This window comes from Oscillibacter sp. KLE 1745 (assembly GCF_000469445.2).
Classification (GTDB): domain Bacteria; phylum Bacillota; class Clostridia; order Oscillospirales; family Oscillospiraceae; genus Oscillibacter; species Oscillibacter welbionis.
Map to the genome: position 1 here is coordinate 31,340 of NZ_KI271722.1, position 16,251 is coordinate 47,590.

A 16,251-nucleotide genomic window follows, 5' to 3' on the forward strand; every position below is an offset into this window, starting at 1 on the left:
TATCATATCTGAAACATCCGCCGGGAGGTGCTTGAATATGGATTCAACCGTTGTGATCGAACCGGCCTATAATGCCCTCTCAGACGTTCGGGCCCTGTTTGAGGCGTACACCGCCATGCTGGTGACGCACGACCCAGCTTTTCAAATCTATCTGGACATCCAGCACTATGCGGACGAGCTGCGCGCCCCCGCCGCCAAGTACGCCCCGCCGGACGGACGGCTGTACCTGGCCCGGGTGGACGGGCGGGCGGCGGGCTGTATCGCCCTGCGGCGGCTGGACGGCGAGCGATGCGAAATGAAGCGCCTGTACGTCCAGCCGCAGTACCGGGGCCGGGGGCTTGCCCGGCAGCTGATCCGCCGGATCACAGAGGACGCGCGGCAGATCGGCTACCGCTGTATGCTGCTGGACACCCTGCCGGTTCTGGAGGATGCCGTCCGCCTCTACCGGCAGCTGGGATTTTACGAGATCCCCTGCTACAACGACAGTCCTGTGGAGTCCACACTGTTTTTCCAGCTGGACCTGTAAATCCAGCTTCCACTTGAAATCTGATGAAATGAGGTGGCCCTATGGCTTATTTTTTCTCCGAGCCCTCCCGTACCTTCAGTGAGTACCTGCTGGTGCCCGGCTACTCCTCCGCGGAGTGCATTCCCGCAAACGTCTCCCTCAAGACCCCGGTGGTGAAGTACCGGCGGGGGGAGGAGCCCGCTCTCACCATGAACGTGCCCATGGTCTCCGCCGTCATGCAGGCGGTATCCGGAGAGCAGATGGGCATCGCCCTGGCGAAGGAGGGCGGCATCGCCTTCATCTATGTCTCCCAGCCCATCGAGCAGCAGGCGGAGATGGTACGGAGGGTGAAGAACTACAAGGCGGGCTTTGTCATCAGCGACTCCAATCTCCGCCTGGGGGACACGCTGGCGGACGTGCTGGCCTTGAAGGAACGGACCGGCCACTCCACCATGGCGGTCACGGATGACGGCACCGGCACCGGAAAGCTGCTGGGCCTCGTCACCAGCCGGGACTACCGGGTGAGCCGCATGGACCCGGCCACCCCGGTCAGCGAATTCATGACCCCGGCGGAGAAAATCGTCTCCGCCCCGGAGGGCACCAGCCTGAAGGCCGCCAATGATATCATCTGGGACCACAAGCTCAACGCCCTGCCCATCGTCTCCGCCGGCGGGCATCTGGTGAGCTTCGTGTTCCGGAAGGACTACGACTCCCACAAGGGCAACCCCCTGGAGCTGCTGGACAGTCAGAAGCGGTATGTGGTGGGCGCCGGCATCAACTCCCGGGACTATGAGGAACGGGTGCCCGCCCTGGTGGAGGCCGGCGCGGACGTGCTGGTGATCGACTCCTCCGAGGGCTACTCCGAGTGGCAGAAGCGGACCCTGGCCTGGATCCGCTCCCGCTATGGCGACACCGTGAAGGTGGGCGCCGGCAACGTGGTGGATGGCGAGGGCTTCCGCTTCCTGGCGGATTGCGGTGCCGACTTCGTGAAGGTGGGCATCGGCGGCGGCTCCATCTGCATCACCCGGGAGACCAAGGGCATCGGCCGGGGCCAGGCCACGGCGGTCATCGATGTGGCGGCAGAGCGGGACCGGTATTTTGCCGAGACCGGCGTCTACGTGCCCATCTGTGCCGACGGCGGCATTGTCCAGGACTACCACATCACCCTGGCCCTGGCCATGGGCGCGGACTTCTGTATGCTGGGGCGGTATTTCTCCCGGTTCGACGAGTCCCCCACCAGCAAGGTGCTGATCGGCGGCAGCTATATGAAGGAGTACTGGGGCGAGGGCAGCGCCCGGGCCCGGAACTGGCAGCGGTACGACCTGGGCGGAGCGGCCAAGCTCTCCTTCGAGGAGGGCGTGGACTCCTACGTGCCCTATGCCGGCAAGCTGTCGGACGGCATGGCCACCACCCTTTCCAAGGTGCGGTCCACCATGTGCAACTGCGGCGCGCTGACCATCCCGGAACTGCGGGAGAAGGCCAAGTTGACCCTGGTGTCCTCCGTCTCCATTGTGGAGGGCGGAGCCCATGACGTGCTGCTGAAGGACACCACCAATTCGGGGAATCAGCGGAGCTGAGAGATTTTTCCTGCCAGAAAATACGAGGCGGCTGGATGGAAGGCCAGCCGCTTTTTTATGGGTCCCACATGGGGGGATTCAGCCGCGATGACGGCTTGTCCCAATGCACATTCCAAAAGAACGCCTTTTGTCGCGCTCCGGCACGTGCATGCAAAGTTGCTGTATGGGGGCGGCATGAGAGGGTGCCTGCGGGTTTACGATGGCATCCCGGCGGGCGCGGCGGAGTGCCGCAGAGACTTGGCAGTTGATTCCCGCGGCGAAGTGCCGACCAAAATCAGGGTGTAAGGACGCCTTCGATCTGCCTCTGTTTTTCTGTCTCGCGCTGCGGCGCTCTCAGTATTTGCGACACCAGTGTTCCGCTGGTTTCCCTCCTTCTGCGCGCTCCGCTTGCCCGCATCGGGCACGCCGCAACCGTAAGGCGGCACAGCCGTCAACGGATGCGCAGTCGCTGCGCGCTCCCCTGGCGGTCGTAGGGGCCGCCCTTTTTGGGAGGGAAATAACGGGACGTTTCCGCATCAGCCCTCCCTGCGCCCTTACGGGGATAAGGTCTTTAATAGTTCTTCTCCTGTGACCCCCAGCTGCGCTTCATCACTTGCAAACGGGATCCGCAGCAGTGCTTCTCCGTCTACTTTATAAATATATATGTAAATGCCGGAACCGATGTCCTGGGTATCGCCCAAAAATGAAAGGACCTCTTCTCGCGTCATGGTCGGTGTCAATTCCCTGACCTGTTCTGATGTCACCTGTGTTGGCCTTTGTATCGGTTCTCCGCTATCTGGCAGCAGGTTCAGAATTTCTTCCGTCAGCAGGCTGCTTTCTCCCGCATCCATCGTTTTCACGGCCTCTTTGATTTCCGTGCGGGAGTAGTCGCTCAGATCTTCAACGGGGATCCCGAGGGAACGCAGATAATCCACTGCCGCATGATACTGAATGGTATCCATGGCGAATACGGTCAGCGGCGCCGCAAGCAGCAGGCATAAACAGGCCGCGATCACTTTCCACTTAAACCGCCTCCGCTTCTCGGCTTTGGGATTTGCTCCGGCCTCTTTCACATAGTTCTCATTGATGTCACCGAGGACTTCGCAAAATTCCTCTCTTTTCATAGGTCAAAGCCCCTTTCCTGAAGATAGTTGTGTAATTTCAGCCGGAGGCGATTCAGCGTTACGGATACATGGTTCTCCGTCATTCCAAACCGGGACGCGATCTTGGAAACCGGATCGAAATACCAGTACCGGCAGACAAAAATGCGCCTCTTATCCGCTGGAAGCCTCTCCAAAAAAGTGTCGATCGCCCTTACAAGTTCCCTGCGGTCCACTGCCCGCTCCACGTTGTCCGTGTCGGATACGAGCTCCGCAATTTCATCCAGCACAGCCGGGGCCTCTCCGCCGCCTCGTTTCTCCGCGGTATGATGCTTGTATCGGTTCAGGGACAAGTTTCTCGTGAGCTTCCCCAGGAATGCGGACAGAACCCTGGGCCTGTGGGGCGGCATAGAGGTCCATGCACACAGATAGGTATCATTGACGCATTCTTCGGCGTCTTCCCGATTGCCCAGGATGTTCCAGGCGATCGAGTTACAGTAGTTTCCATATTTGCCGGATGTGGCGGGGATGGCCCGCTCATCTCGATCCCAGTATAACTGGACGATTGTTGTGTCATCCATCGGCTTTCACCTCGCTTCTTATTTACCCCTTCACTGATATACACAAGGTTTGCGATCAAATCTTACAGCTTGTTTCGGTCCCTTTTATCATATCATACGACCGCCGCGGCTGATGGGAAAAGGGACGCTTTGTCTCCCGGCCTTGCCATCCCGCGCCCGCTGTGGTATGCTGATAGCGCAAAGATAAAAACACGTCCCGGTTGGTAGTCCGGGAGCGGCCCATGTGCCGTCAGTAACCTGCCTCCTTGGTTGTCCGTTCTTTGTGCGAGACCTTTAAAGGAGGACACACGCATGGGCACAAGCAGGCTCACCATCCTGTTCGACGATCCCTTCTGGATCGGCCTGTACGAGCGGGAGGACGGCACGGAGTACTCCGTCTGCCGGATCGTCTTCGGCGCGGAGCCCCGGGACCAGGCGGTCTACGCCTATCTTCTGGAACACTGGCGGACGCTGCGATTCAGCCCGCCCCGGCCAGGGACAGAGCATCTGCCCCCTCCCAAAAGCCCCAAGCGGCGCCAGCGGGAGGCCCGGCGGATGACCCAGGCCGCAGGGATCGGCACCAAGGCCCAGCAGGCCCTGAAGCTCCAACAGGAGCAGGGGAAGCAGGCCCGTCTCGCCCGCACCCGCCAACAGCGGGAGGCGGAGGAAGCGCGGAAGTTCCAGCTGCGGCAGGCGCGTCGAAAGGAAAAGCACAGAGGTCACTGACCTCTGTGCTTTTTTCGGGAACCGTTTTCATACGGGGGTTGCGAAGGCGGCAAACTCTGTTATAATAGCGGTGTTGAAAAATCGCCGCTCCGCTGGATACCGGGGCGAACTGGAAGGAGAACTGCGGGTATGAAGATCATCGACGCCCACCTGCACCTGTTTTCGGAAGATTCTGCCGAGGAGATGGCCCGGCAGGTGGGCCATCACAACAACGTAGACCATCTGCGGGAGGTCTATGGAGAACTGCACATTGCCCACGGCGTGGTGATGGGAAATCACAGTCTGGAGCTCCGGCGGCACGACTACCCCACAGACCTGTTCCACTACTGCGTGGGCCTGGACAGCAGCCTGCTGGAGGACGGGAGCCGGGTGATCCCGGACCTGGCGGACCGGGTGGAGGCGCACCTGCGGCGGGACAACTGCTGCGGCGTGAAGCTGTACCCCGGGTACAACAAGATCGCTCTGTCGGACCCCATGTACCAGCCCATCTACCGCCTGGCAGCCCGTTACGGTAAGCCGGTGGCCGTTCACATGGGGCTGACCGCCTTCTCCCGGGCCCATCTGAAATACTGCCACCCCCTGGCCCTGGATGAGGTGGCGGCAGACCATCCGGATACCCAGTTCGTTATGTGCCACTTCGGCAACCCCTTTCTGGAGGCCGCGGCGGCAGTGGTGGAGAAAAATCCCAATGTGGCCGCCGACCTGTCCGGCCTTCTGGAGGGGCGGGTGGACCTGGACGCCTATTTCCGGGAGCAGGCGGGCTACGTGTTCCTGCTGCGCACCTGGCTGACGGCCATCCAGTGCTGGGACAAGGTGATGTTCGGGACCGACTGGCCCATTGTCAACCTGGGAGAATATATCGGCTTTATCCGCCGGCTGGTGCCGGAGACACACTGGGAGCCGGTGTTCTTTGACAACGCCAACCGCATCTACGGCCTGGGGCTGTGAGACGGCAGCAAAAGAGGAGGCGCCCTTCGGCTCCTCCTCTTTTCTGATTTACGGATCGGATGCTCACTGATTCAGGATCTCCATGAACTCGTCACCGGTGATGGTCTCCTTTTCGTACAGATACCGGGCCAGCTCGTCCAGCTTCTCCCGGTTCTCCGAGAGGATTCGGTTAGCCTTTTCGTGCTGGCGCTTCACCAGCTCCACCACTTGCCGGTCGATCTCCGCCGCAGTCTCGGCGGAGCAGGCCAGGGAGGCGTCGCCCCCCAGGTACTGATTTTGCACTGTCTCCAGGGCCACCATGTCAAAGTCAGGGCTCATGCCGTACCGGGTAATCATAGCCCGGGCCAGCTTGGTGGCCTGCTCGATGTCATTGGAGGCGCCGGTGGAGGCGGAGTGGAAGACCAGCTCTTCCGCCGCCCGGCCGCCGGTAAGCGTGGCGATCTTGTTCTCCAGCTCCTCCTGGCTCATCAGGTAGTGGTTGCCCTCCTCCACCTGCATGGTGTAGCCCAGGGCGCCGGAGGTCCGGGGCACGATGGTGATCTTCTGTACAGGGGCGGAATTGGTCTGCTTGGCCGCGACCAAAGCGTGGCCGATCTCGTGGTAGGCCACCACCTTCTTCTCCTGGTCTGTCAGGATGGCGTTCTTCTTCTGGTAGCCTGCGATGACCACCTCGATGCTCTCTTCCAGATCTGCCTGGGCAGCAAAGCGGCGGCCGTCCCGGACAGCCCGCAGCGCCGCCTCGTTGACGATGTTGGCCAGCTCTGCGCCGCTGGCGCCGGATGCCATTCGGGCCACCTTGCCCCAATCCACGTCCTCCGCCACCTTGATCTTCTTGGCGTGGACCTTCAGAATGTCCTCCCGGCCCTGTAGGTCCGGCAGCTCCACCGGCACCCGTCGGTCAAACCGGCCGGGCCGGGTCAGGGCGGGGTCCAGGGACTCCGGCCGGTTGGTGGCCGCCAGGATGATGACGCCGGTATTGCCCTCAAAGCCGTCCATCTCGGTCAGCAGCTGGTTCAGGGTCTGCTCCCGCTCGTCGTTTCCGCCATAGGCGCCGGAATTCCGCTTCTGGCCGATGGCGTCGATCTCGTCGATGAACACGATGCAGGGGGCCTTCTCCTTGGCCTGCTTGAACAGGTCCCGCACCTTGCTGGCGCCCATGCCCACGAACATTTCCACGAAGTCGGAGCCGGAGATGGAGAAGAAGGGCACGTTGGCCTCGCCTGCCACGGCCTTGGCCAGCATGGTCTTGCCGGTGCCGGGAGGGCCTACCAGTAGGATGCCCTTGGGCATGGTGGCGCCGATCTCCTGATACTTCTTTGGGTCGTGGAGGTACTCCACGATCTCCTTGAGATTGTCCTTGGCCTCGTCCTCTCCGGCCACGTCGGAGAATTTGATGCCCTCAGAGGACTTGACATACACCTTGGCGTTGGACTTGCCGAAGGCCATGGCGTTGGGGCCGCCCATGTTCTTCATCATGCGCCGGGAGAGATACTGCCCCAGGGCAACAAAGATGACGATGGGCAGGATCCAGGTCAGCAGAAAGCTGAGGATGGGATCCGTCTGCTGGATGACTTGGCCGGAGAACTCCGCGCCGGAGTCCTTCAGCATCTGTTTCAGGTCCGGATCCGGGATCATGCCGGTGGAGTAGACGGCGGTCTCATCCTTGTTGGTAAAGACGATCTGGTTCTCCTGCTCCTGGATCTCCACTTGGCCCAAATCCTGGTTTTCCGCCATGTCCATGAAGGTGCCGTAATCCACCTCCTGGATCTGCTGGCGGGCCATCCAGGGCATGGCCAGGAAGTTGAACAGCAGCAGAATCAGCATGGCCACGCAGTAGTAAAAAATCAAGGGCCGTTTCGGGGGTCTGACTTCTTTCATACGGGATGTTCCTTTCCTTGTTGTTCCTCACAGTTCATCTGTTGGTCCATGGCGGCCAGGGCCGCCAGCAGGGCGCTGCGCACGCCCTGGGCCGCGAAGTCGATGGCGTACTCCGCGAAAAGGGCCGCTGCCTCCGCCCGCTCCTCCTGCGGGTCCTCTTCCCCGTGCATCAGGCGGGGCAGCCTATCCCGCAGCAGCTCCTCCATCCGTTTGGAGTAGTCCCGCTGGACGCCCGCCAGCTCCGCCACTGCCGGGGAGCGGCAGCCCTCCGTGCTCTGCTCCAGCAGCAGGGCGTTTTCCCGATAGTCATCCAGCACGTCCGCCAGCAGGTGCCGGATCTTCTCGTGGTCCGCCCCCTGGCACAGCTCCAGGCGGCTTCTCAGCAGGCCGTACTGATGCTCCAGCTCGCAGAGCTTCACGGCAAACATTCCATCTCTCAATTCCATGCGCGCACTCCTTTCCGGTCACTGCGCTATATCCGCTCTCTTGCTGTGGTTATACCACGTCCGCTCCGTGCGCGCCACTGGCAGAGGAGGCTGTCTGTCCTGACAAAAATGCCCGCGTGTCAAGCTCTTTGACACGCGGGCACATCTGTCAGGTTTCCGGAGGGCGGACCATCTCGCCGGACAGCAGGCGGAACAGCTGATCCGCCAGCTCCTGCCGGTCCAGATCCCGCTGGCGGCAGTTCTCCAGCAGCAGTCCGGTCATCCCATAGGCATAGAAATCCAGGGCAATCTTCCAGTCCCCGGCCCGGAGGGCGGGCGTTCCCCGCCGCTCCCGCAGGCTGTCCGCCAGGTATGTACGGGTGGCGTCCACCATGATCCGCTCTATGGCCTCCCGCCGCTGGGAGTTCAGCAGCCGCTGAACCAGGGGCTGGGATTCTACGGCAAAATCTACGAAGACGCCCAGGGCCTCCTGGGGGGTGGCGGCGTTCAGGCTCTCGCGCACCAGTCGCTGGACTCCCTGCTGAGCCGCCCACTCCACCACATCCACAATGTCCTTGAAGTGGTAGTAAAACGTCTGACGGGAGATCCCACAGACCTCCACCAGGTCCTTCACGGTGATCTTGTCTGCATCCTTCCGGCGAATGAGCTCCAGCAGTGCATCCGCCACAGCGGCCTTCACATCCAGCGGCACGGTCTTTCCTCCCTTTCAGATCCTGTGTTTTATCATACCGGAAATCCGCCGCCTTTGGCAAGTCCTCTCGCCACAAAATTTCACCAGTAGACAGGAACGGGCTTCCTGTTCCCCCTACGGGGATTTTCCTCTTGATTTTTACGGTAGCATTCCATATACTAGGTTATATTGATATGGTGTGACGGAATGGGCACACCATATCATCCGATCCGGCGGACAGGTCTGCCGGCCCTGCATGAGAGAAAGGTTTGGAGATGTGACCATGACACCCCAAAAAATCGCCCTGCTCACGGATTCCTGTGCGGACCTCTCCCCTCAACTGGCGGCGGAAAACCAGGTCTTTGTCGTGCCCCTGCGGATCCTGTGCAAAGACGGAGAGTACCGGGACGGCGTGGACATCCACGCCGCCGACATCTATGCCCGGCTGCGGTCCGGAGAGCTGCCTCAGACCTCCCTGCCCGCCGCTCAGGACATTTCGGACGCCTTTGACGCCATCGCCGCGGCGGGGTATGACGGGGTCATCGCCCTGATGCTCTCCGGCGGCCTATCCGGCACCTACAACATGGTGCGGCTGCTGGCGGAGGAGCGGAGGGACCTGACCATTCGGGTGTATGACTCCGTCAGCGGGTCTCTGGGCACCGGTATGATGATCCTCCAGCTGGCAGAGGAGCTGCGGCAGGGGATGGACTGGCAGACGCTGACAGAGCGCCGGGTGCCCTGGTTGATCCAGAACACCTTCCCCTTTTTCTCCGTGGACACGCTGGAGTATCTGCAGAAAGGCGGCCGCATCGGCAAGGTGACGGCCATGGCGGGCACCATGCTCCAGATCAAGCCCCTCATCACCTTCGCCGCCGACGGGCAGCTCCAGTCCATTGCCAAGGTCCGGGGCCGGAACCTGGTGATCCGCAAGCTCATCGAGCTGGTGACGCAGTCCCACAACGGCGCGGCGCGGTACAATCTGGCGGTGGCCAACGGCGGCGCTCCGGCGGAGATGGAGATTCTGCAGGGCAAGCTCACCACCGCCCTGCCAAACTACGACCACATCTGGAGCGGCGAGCTGGATGGTACGTTGAGCGTCTACATCGGCGACGGCGTGCTGGGAGCCGCGGTACAGAGACTGGAATAGAGCGTGAAGATAAAGGATCGGAAGCAAAAGGACCTGGCGGCCCAATGGCCCCGGGTCTTCTCAAAATATATCATATCTCTTTTATAGTTCTATGCTCAAGAAAAGAGGCAGTCCTGCGGCAAAAGCCGCAGGACTGCTTTTTTAAGGCGTGGCACATCCCATTGTCCCGCCGGATTCGGTCGTGCAGAGCTTTCGGAGACAGTGCTCCGGCAGGACTGAGGCCAGGGCCCCCGCCACGGCGGCGGTCTCTTCCCGGTCCAGGTCCAGGCCCAGGGCCGGCAGCCGCCGCTCCAGGTCCCGGAGGCCCGCTTGCAGCTGATGGGCCAGGGCCGCCCCCGTCTCCGTCAGGGTGATCTTGCCGTAGCGTTCCTTGGTCACCAGGTCCTTTTCCGCCAGGACAGCCAGCATCCGGGTGACGGAGGGGCGGGACACCTGGAGGACCCGGGCCACCTGGGTGGAGCTGACCGCCGCCTTTCCCTGGGACAGCTCGCCAATGGCCAACAGATACCGCAGATGCGCTTGGCTCAGTTCCATGGAATGGAACGCCTCCTTCCGCCCGGTGGGGCCGGGCTTCCGCTCGTCAGGAATGACGGGTATTTCCGCAGTGGCATCCGCCGCAGGCCCCGCAGTCGCCGCCGCAGGAGCAGCCGCCCTTTCCGTGACGCCGGTTGTAGATGCCCTTGCCTACGATGGCCGCAAAGACCACCAGGACGATGAGGGCCGCGATGATAGTGGGTGCGTTCATTGGCTGCTTCCTTTCTTATTTCAGGGCGGCGCGGCGTCCGGCGGCATCCACCGAGCGGATGGTCAGCCGCTCGTCCTCGTACTTGTTCTTACGGAACAGCAGGTACACAATGCCCACAACCAGGACCACGGCCACCACAGTGCCGATGCCGAAGGAGACCTCGCCGGTGATGAGGCCGCCGATCTGATAGACAATCAGGGAGACCACATAGGCGAACACGCACATATAGCCGATGGCAAAGGCGGTCCACTTGGCGTTGTTCATCTCCCGCTTGATGGCGCCCATGGCCGCGAAACAGGGGGCGCACAGCAGGTTGAAGATCATAAAGGAGTAGGCGGAAATGGCGGTGTAGTCCTGTGCCACTAGAGCCCAAATCTCGTCGCCGTTCTCACTGAGCTCCCCAGCGAAGTTGTACAGCACGCCGAAGGTGGCCACTACGTTCTCCTTGGCGATCAGGCCCGTGACCACGGCCACAGTGGCCCGCCAGTTGCCGAAGCCCAGGGGCGCGAAAATGAAGGCCACGGCACTGCCGATAGCGGCCAAGACGGAGTTATTCATGTCCTCCACCAGGCCGAAGGCGCCGTTCTCCCAGCCGAAGCCCTGGAGGAACCACAGGATGATAGAGGAGGCCAGGATCACCGTGCCGGCCCGCTTGATGAAGGACCAGCCCCGCTCCCAGGTGGCCCGCAGTACGTTGCCCACGGAGGGGATGTGGTAAGCAGGCAGCTCCATGACGAAGGGCGCCGGGTCGCCGGCGAACATCTTGGTCTTTTTCAGGATGATACCGGAGATGACGATGGCCGCCACACCGATGAAGTAAGCGGATGCGGCCACCAGGCCGGAGCCACCGAACAGGGCGCCGGCGATCAGGCCGATGATGGGCATCTTAGCGCCGCAGGGGATGAAGCAGGTGGTCATGACCGTCATGCGGCGGTCCCGTTCGTTCTCAATGGTCCGAGAGGCCATGACGCCGGGGACACCGCAGCCGGTGCCCACCAGCATGGGGATGAAACTCTTGCCGGAGAGGCCGAACTTCCGGAAGATCCGGTCCATGATGAAGGCGATTCGCGCCATGTAGCCAATGTCCTCCAGAATGGCCAGCATCAGGAACAGCACCAGCATCTGGGGCACGAAGCCCAGCACCGCGCCGACACCGGCCAGGGCGCCGTCGCAGATCAGGCCCACGACCACTTCGTTGACGCCCCAGCCCTCCAGGGCGGCACGGGGGATCTCCACCAGCCAGGCAGTGCCCAGCACATCGTTGGTCCAGTCCGTCAGGAAGGTGCCGAAGGGACCCATGGCGATCCAATACACCGCGAACATCACCACGGCGAAGATGGGCAGGGCCAGGATCCGGTTGGTGACGATCTGGTCGATCTTGTCGGAGGTGGAGAGGCGATGTTTCTCGCCCTTCTTCTTGACGGCCTTCGTCACCAGATCGTTGATGTACGCATACCGCTGGTTGGTGATGATGCTCTCCGCGTCGTCATCCAGCTCCTTCTCGCAGTCCACGATGTGGTCCTCCAGGTGGGCCCGGAGGTCTGTGCTCAGGTTCAGGTCCGCCAGGACCTTCTCATCCCGCTCAAAGACCTTCACCGCGTACCAGCGGAGATATCGGTCATCCACCATACCCTGGATGGACTCCTCGATGTGGGCGATGGCGTGCTCCACGCTGCCCGTGAACACGTGGGGCAGTTCAGCGGCGCGCTTCTGCTGGGCCATCTTGGCAGCCAGCTCCGCAGCCTCCACGCCGCCCTCGCCCTTCAGGGCGCTGATCTCCACCACCTGGCAGCCCAGGGCGTCACTCAGCTTCCTGGCGTCGATCTGGTCGCCGTTTCTGCGGACCAGGTCCATCATGTTCACCGCCACCACCACGGGCAGGCCCAGTTCGATCAGCTGGGTGGTCAGGTACAGGTTCCGCTCGATATTGGTGCCGTCCACGATGTTCAAAATGGCGTCGGGCTTCTCCTTCACCAGATAGTTCCGGGCCACCACTTCCTCCAGTGTATAGGGGGACAGGGAGTAAATGCCGGGCAGGTCCTGGATGACGATATCCTTGCGTCCCTTCAGCCGGCCCTCCTTCTTTTCCACTGTGACGCCGGGCCAGTTGCCCACGTACTGGTTGGAGCCGGTCAAGTCGTTGAACAGCGTAGTCTTGCCGCAGTTCGGATTGCCGGCCAGTGCGATCTTCATGTCCATCGTTCTCTCCTTCCAAAGTGTTAGTTTAGGCTAACTTTCATCCTGAAAAACAGCGGCAACAGCCGCCATTGATATTTCCACCGTCCCCGCATCATCCGGGAAAGGGGGGCCAGGGGAAACCTCCGGCTTCCCCGGTTCTTTCGCCAGTGGCGAAAGAACAAAATGAAATCATTTTCGGCAGGGCGTGTACCTGCCGAAAATCCCCCGACCCGTGCGTCCCTGGGGCGCACACACCAGTGACCAACGTCACTGGTGTGGGGGAATAGTGGAGGCAGACCGCAGGTCTGCCGGAGCGTAAAGGGGGACGCAGTCCCCTCTTTAAGAGACCTCGATCTTCTCCGCGTCGGCCTTCCGCACACTGAGCTCATAGCCCCGCACATTCAGCTCCATCGGATCGCCCAGAGGCGCAACCTTGCGGACGTGGATCTCCACACCCTTGGTAATGCCCATATCCATGATCCGGCGCTTGGTAGCGCCCTCTCCGTGGAGTTTGACCACTGTGGCGGTCTCCCCCACCTTGACGTCTTTCAGGCTCTTCATATTCTTCCTCCTACTCTGCTCTCAAATCATGATCCGGTTCGCCATGGTCTTGTCCAATGCCACCCGGCTGTCCTTCACCTGCAGGATCAGATTGCCGGCCAGCTGGCTGACCACCGTGACATCACTGTTCACCACGAATCCCAGCCCCGCCAGATGCTGCCGGACCTCATCCCTGCCGGTGATCTTGCGGATCGTAACAGTCTCTCCCGGCCGGGCCATTGTCAGAGGCATCATAAAACCTCCCTCCTCTGCAAGACACTTCTTCCACTTGGATCTGTTCTGTGGTTAGCTTTTGCTAACCTTCTTTCGGTTTTGTAGTTTATCATGGCTAACCATGGCTGTCAAGCCCTTTTTCGGAAAAATTTGAAAGCCGTGAAAAAGGAGTCGGCCCCCGCGCGGCAGGCACACCGCGCGAGGGCCATGTTGAGGGGAAAAAAGGAGATAAGTATCAAAGAAAGATCTTTGATGAGCAAATGTTACCAGGCCGCCAGCTTGCGGCCCAACTCCCGGCAGGCCTCTCGGGCCTCTTCATTGGGAGAATCATTGGCGATCAGGCCCGCTTCGTCATACAGGTTGGCGCCCGCCGCCTCGCAGCGGCTGCACCACTCCCGCATCCATTGGCCGTCGCCCCAGCCGTAGGAGCCGAACAGGGCGATCTTCTTTCCGCCCAGAGAGCCCTCCAATCCGGCGAACATGGGCTCCACTTCGTCCTCCTCCAGCTGCTCGGCGCCCATGGCGGGGCAGCCGAAGGCCACGACACCAAATTCAGAAAACCGGGTGGCAGAGAACTCCCCAGGGGACAGCATGGCGACCTCCGCACCGGACTCCCTGGCGCCGTCTGCGATGCAGTTGGCCATGGTCTCCGTGTTGCCGGTACCGCTCCAGTATACGATGGCTAATTTGTTCATAGCATTGCTTCCTTTCCAGCTTGTGTTGGAGCTCACGCTGCGATCAGCTGCGTGATGGCCGTGCCCTTCCGGAACTGCTCACAGCAGGCGGCAGTGCAGCGGCGGTATTGATCGAAACGCTTTTGTGCCGCCTCCGGGTCGCCGTAGGCCTTCCAGTATCCGCAGCAGGTGTAGTTCCTGCCCCGGTTCCGGATGAAGCCCACCACATCCTCCAGGGGGTAGCCCAGAAAGACGCCGATCTCATGGGGGAATTCCCGCTCCAGGCACAGCCGCCTGGAAAGCTGCCTCAGCAGCTCCTGACAGCTCTGATCCGCCCCATACCCCTGCCCCGCCAGAAAGGCGCGGGTGGATGGCTCCGAGAGGATCGACCGAAGCCATCCGGCCCGGTACAGGTAGATCAGACAAGCACCCGTCTGCGGACAGTATTTCAGGACCCGGATGGTGATGCCGTAAGGGGCCAGCTCTTTGGCCCAGCGGGCCGCGGCCTCCCGGGGCTGCCGCTTGTCAGCGCCCTGATACCGGAACAGGCTGGCCGGCTTCACACCCGCCAGCGTGGTGGCACATTGTTCCACCAGCACCGCTTCAAAGCTCCGTTCCATGACTGCCCTCCGTTCCTGCCGCCGAAGTTAGTTTTAGCAAACCCCGGCGTTGAAAGTATGGGCCGCTCCCGGCCCGCGCCGTTAGTTAGTTTTAACTAACCACAGGTAGAATATACCATAGCTGCTCTACTCTGTCAAGCCCCTTTTTCAATTTTTTCCGCATCCGGGAAAGCGCGCCGGGGATCCACGCAAAAAATTTGCAAAATCTGCCGCTGTCCTCTATACTGAACCAAAAGATCTCTCCGGAAAGGAAATGCCTATGAAGATTCTGGTACTCTCGGATTCCCATGGCGCCGTCAGTCCCATGGAGCAGGCCGTGGAGCAGACCTCCCCGGACCTGATTCTGCATCTGGGGGACTGCTGGCGGGACGGGGAACGGCTCCACGACAGGTTTCCCTCCATCCCCCTGGAACAGGTTCCGGGCAACTGTGACTTCCGTCCCACAGAGCCGGCGGAACGGCTGCTGGAGCTGCGGGGCAAGCGTATTCTCCTGTGCCACGGCCACACCTACGGCGTGAAGCAGTCCCTGGTGACCGCGGGGTTTGCCGCGGAGGAACAACAGCTGGACCTCTTCCTCTTCGGCCACACCCACAGACCCCTGGTGGACCGGCGGGGCCGGACACTGTTCCTGAATCCCGGCAGCATCGGCGCCCCCACCCGCCCCTCCTATGGCGTAGTGACCATCCAGGACGGACAGTTGGACGGCCGGACATGGTGGCTCGCGTGAACACCCCTTGTCAAACCGGCGGTTTTCCTGTATAATGATCGTACTCAGTTGGACATGGGAGGAGAACCCTGCATGGATATCGCCTCAATCGCCCTCCATTTTCTGTGCGCGGCTGTCGCCGGTTTTCTTATCATGAGCATCTTCGGCGTTCAGGCCCTGGTGGCGCTTTGCTCCTCCATCTCCCTGGCCAGACGCCGGAAGCACCAGGTCCCGGCCTTTGATCTGGCGCTGGCACTCCGCCGGATCGCCTGGCGCACGGTGATCGGCTTTCTGGGCGTGGCCGTGATTTCCGCGCTGATGATCTGGCTCACCGCCGCTCCCGGCACCTTTGGATATCTCTTCGGTATGATTTTGTCCTTTCTGAAGAATCTGAATCGGATGACGCCCAACGACCGGAAGAATCAGCGCCGGTTTGAGAAGATGTTCGCGGACTGCTACCCGTACGAGGACGAGCTAGACGGGGACGATGATTTTTGATTGGGAGAAACAACGCCCCGGAGCATTGCTCCGGGGCGTTTTCTCAATGTCCGCAGGTATCACAATGTCCTTCGCAAGCCCGCAGTTCCTCTCCGTAGGGGATGCTGTTCCGGTCGTAGTAATCCCGGATAGCAGCCCGCACCGCCTCTTCCGCAAGGACAGAGCAGTGGAGCTTATGGGCCGGAAGGCCGTCCAGCGCCTCCACCACTGCCCGGTTGGTGAGCTGCAGGGCCTCGGAAACAGGCTTGCCCTTGATCATCTCCGTAGCCATAGAGCTGGTGGCGATGGCACTGCCGCAGCCGAAGGTGTTGAACTTTACATCGGTAATCACTTGGGTCTCCGGGTCCACCTGGATATACATCCGCATGATATCCCCGCACTTGGCGTTGCCCACCTCGCCCACGCCGTCGGCGTCGGGCAGCTTCCCCACGTTCCGGGGATGCTGGAAGTGGTCCATCACTTTATCACTATATAATGCCATAGTCATTGTCTCCTCGTATAATAGATTTACGGTTTGGAT

General features: G+C 61.2%; 20 protein-coding genes. 7 read left to right on the forward strand and 13 right to left on the reverse strand.

Going from position 1 to position 16,251, the window contains the following annotated elements; all coding sequences use genetic code 11:
• Window positions 1-37 precede the first annotated feature (37 nt).
• The gene (locus HMPREF1546_RS09285; RefSeq protein WP_021749356.1) at window positions 38-526 is read left to right on the forward strand and encodes a GNAT family N-acetyltransferase; all 489 of its coding nucleotides are present in this window, start codon (window positions 38-40) and stop codon (window positions 524-526) included.
• Window positions 527-567: 41 nt separating this feature from the next.
• Window positions 568-2,082 (forward strand): IMP dehydrogenase, encoded by a 1,515-nt coding sequence (locus HMPREF1546_RS09290; protein WP_021749357.1) that lies wholly within the window; start codon window positions 568-570, stop codon window positions 2,080-2,082.
• A 533-nt stretch (window positions 2,083-2,615) separates the two neighbouring features.
• Here HMPREF1546_RS09290 and HMPREF1546_RS09295 read toward each other — a convergent pair.
• Together HMPREF1546_RS09295 and HMPREF1546_RS09300 are read right to left on the reverse strand one after the other, a co-directional pair.
• A complete protein-coding gene (locus tag HMPREF1546_RS09295; protein WP_021749358.1) occupies window positions 2,616-3,185 on the reverse strand; it encodes a hypothetical protein in 570 nt (189 codons plus the stop codon).
• Window positions 3,182-3,742: an RNA polymerase sigma factor gene (locus tag HMPREF1546_RS09300; protein WP_021749359.1), complete on the reverse strand. Its 561-nt coding sequence runs from the start codon at window positions 3,740-3,742 to the stop codon at window positions 3,182-3,184. Before HMPREF1546_RS09300 ends, HMPREF1546_RS09295 begins: the two co-directional genes overlap by 4 nt.
• Window positions 3,743-4,033: 291 nt before the next feature.
• Here HMPREF1546_RS09300 and HMPREF1546_RS09305 point away from each other — a divergent pair, with 291 nt between their 5' ends.
• On the forward strand, window positions 4,034-4,447 hold the full coding sequence (locus HMPREF1546_RS09305; RefSeq protein ID WP_021749361.1) for a YjdF family protein: 414 nt from the start codon (window positions 4,034-4,036) through the stop codon (window positions 4,445-4,447).
• A 129-nt stretch (window positions 4,448-4,576) separates the two neighbouring features.
• Window positions 4,577-5,395 carry an amidohydrolase family protein gene (locus tag HMPREF1546_RS09310; protein WP_021749362.1) on the forward strand — a complete coding sequence of 273 codons (819 nt, stop codon included), beginning with the start codon at window positions 4,577-4,579 and terminating at the stop codon, window positions 5,393-5,395.
• Between the two features lie 63 nt (window positions 5,396-5,458).
• On the opposite strand, the gene ftsH is transcribed toward HMPREF1546_RS09310, so the two are convergent.
• The 3 genes from ftsH to HMPREF1546_RS09325 all read right to left on the reverse strand — a co-directional run bounded on the left by ftsH (window position 5,459) and on the right by HMPREF1546_RS09325 (window position 8,410).
• Complete coding sequence (gene ftsH / locus HMPREF1546_RS09315) at window positions 5,459-7,273, reverse strand: ATP-dependent zinc metalloprotease FtsH (protein ID WP_021751877.1); 1,815 nt, start codon at window positions 7,271-7,273, stop codon at window positions 5,459-5,461.
• Window positions 7,270-7,719 carry a hypothetical protein gene (locus HMPREF1546_RS09320; RefSeq protein WP_021749365.1) on the reverse strand — a complete coding sequence of 150 codons (450 nt, stop codon included), beginning with the start codon at window positions 7,717-7,719 and terminating at the stop codon, window positions 7,270-7,272. The genes ftsH and HMPREF1546_RS09320 overlap by 4 nt, the downstream gene beginning before the upstream one ends.
• Window positions 7,720-7,867: 148 nt before the next feature.
• Window positions 7,868-8,410: a TetR/AcrR family transcriptional regulator C-terminal domain-containing protein gene (locus tag HMPREF1546_RS09325; RefSeq protein ID WP_021749366.1), complete on the reverse strand. Its 543-nt coding sequence runs from the start codon at window positions 8,408-8,410 to the stop codon at window positions 7,868-7,870.
• Between the two features lie 262 nt (window positions 8,411-8,672).
• Here HMPREF1546_RS09325 and HMPREF1546_RS09330 point away from each other — a divergent pair, with 262 nt between their 5' ends.
• Window positions 8,673-9,536 carry a DegV family protein gene (locus tag HMPREF1546_RS09330; protein ID WP_036630382.1) on the forward strand — a complete coding sequence of 288 codons (864 nt, stop codon included), beginning with the start codon at window positions 8,673-8,675 and terminating at the stop codon, window positions 9,534-9,536.
• Window positions 9,537-9,677: 141 nt separating this feature from the next.
• On the opposite strand, the gene HMPREF1546_RS09335 is transcribed toward HMPREF1546_RS09330, so the two are convergent.
• The 7 genes from HMPREF1546_RS09335 to HMPREF1546_RS09360 form a co-directional block, all read right to left on the reverse strand.
• The gene (locus HMPREF1546_RS09335; protein WP_021749369.1) at window positions 9,678-10,070 is read right to left on the reverse strand and encodes a metal-dependent transcriptional regulator; all 393 of its coding nucleotides are present in this window, start codon (window positions 10,068-10,070) and stop codon (window positions 9,678-9,680) included.
• Window positions 10,071-10,116: 46 nt separating this feature from the next.
• Entirely contained in the window at window positions 10,117-10,281 is a 165-nt protein-coding gene (locus HMPREF1546_RS18350; protein WP_021749370.1) for a FeoB-associated Cys-rich membrane protein, read from the reverse strand.
• 15 nt (window positions 10,282-10,296) lie between these two features.
• A complete protein-coding gene (feoB, locus tag HMPREF1546_RS09340; RefSeq protein WP_021749371.1) occupies window positions 10,297-12,480 on the reverse strand; it encodes a ferrous iron transport protein B in 2,184 nt (727 codons plus the stop codon).
• Window positions 12,481-12,798: 318 nt separating this feature from the next.
• Window positions 12,799-13,020, reverse strand: a complete 222-nt coding sequence (locus HMPREF1546_RS09345; protein WP_021749373.1) for a FeoA family protein — start codon at window positions 13,018-13,020, stop codon at window positions 12,799-12,801.
• A 21-nt stretch (window positions 13,021-13,041) separates the two neighbouring features.
• Complete coding sequence (locus HMPREF1546_RS09350; RefSeq protein ID WP_021749374.1) at window positions 13,042-13,254, reverse strand: FeoA family protein; 213 nt, start codon at window positions 13,252-13,254, stop codon at window positions 13,042-13,044.
• Between the two features lie 242 nt (window positions 13,255-13,496).
• Entirely contained in the window at window positions 13,497-13,928 is a 432-nt protein-coding gene (locus tag HMPREF1546_RS09355; protein ID WP_021749376.1) for a flavodoxin, read from the reverse strand.
• Between the two features lie 32 nt (window positions 13,929-13,960).
• Complete coding sequence (locus HMPREF1546_RS09360; protein ID WP_021749377.1) at window positions 13,961-14,527, reverse strand: DUF3793 family protein; 567 nt, start codon at window positions 14,525-14,527, stop codon at window positions 13,961-13,963.
• A gap of 259 nt (window positions 14,528-14,786) precedes the next feature.
• On the opposite strand from HMPREF1546_RS09360, the gene HMPREF1546_RS09365 reads away from it, so the two are divergent.
• Window positions 14,787-15,254, forward strand: a complete 468-nt coding sequence (locus HMPREF1546_RS09365; protein ID WP_025543495.1) for a metallophosphoesterase family protein — start codon at window positions 14,787-14,789, stop codon at window positions 15,252-15,254.
• Window positions 15,255-15,326: 72 nt separating this feature from the next.
• Window positions 15,327-15,731, forward strand: a complete 405-nt coding sequence (locus HMPREF1546_RS09370) for a hypothetical protein (protein ID WP_021749380.1) — start codon at window positions 15,327-15,329, stop codon at window positions 15,729-15,731.
• A 43-nt stretch (window positions 15,732-15,774) separates the two neighbouring features.
• On the opposite strand, the gene nifU is transcribed toward HMPREF1546_RS09370, so the two are convergent.
• Window positions 15,775-16,212 (reverse strand): Fe-S cluster assembly scaffold protein NifU, encoded by a 438-nt coding sequence (gene nifU / locus HMPREF1546_RS09375; protein WP_025543496.1) that lies wholly within the window; start codon window positions 16,210-16,212, stop codon window positions 15,775-15,777.
• Window positions 16,213-16,251: the final 39 nt, after the last annotated feature.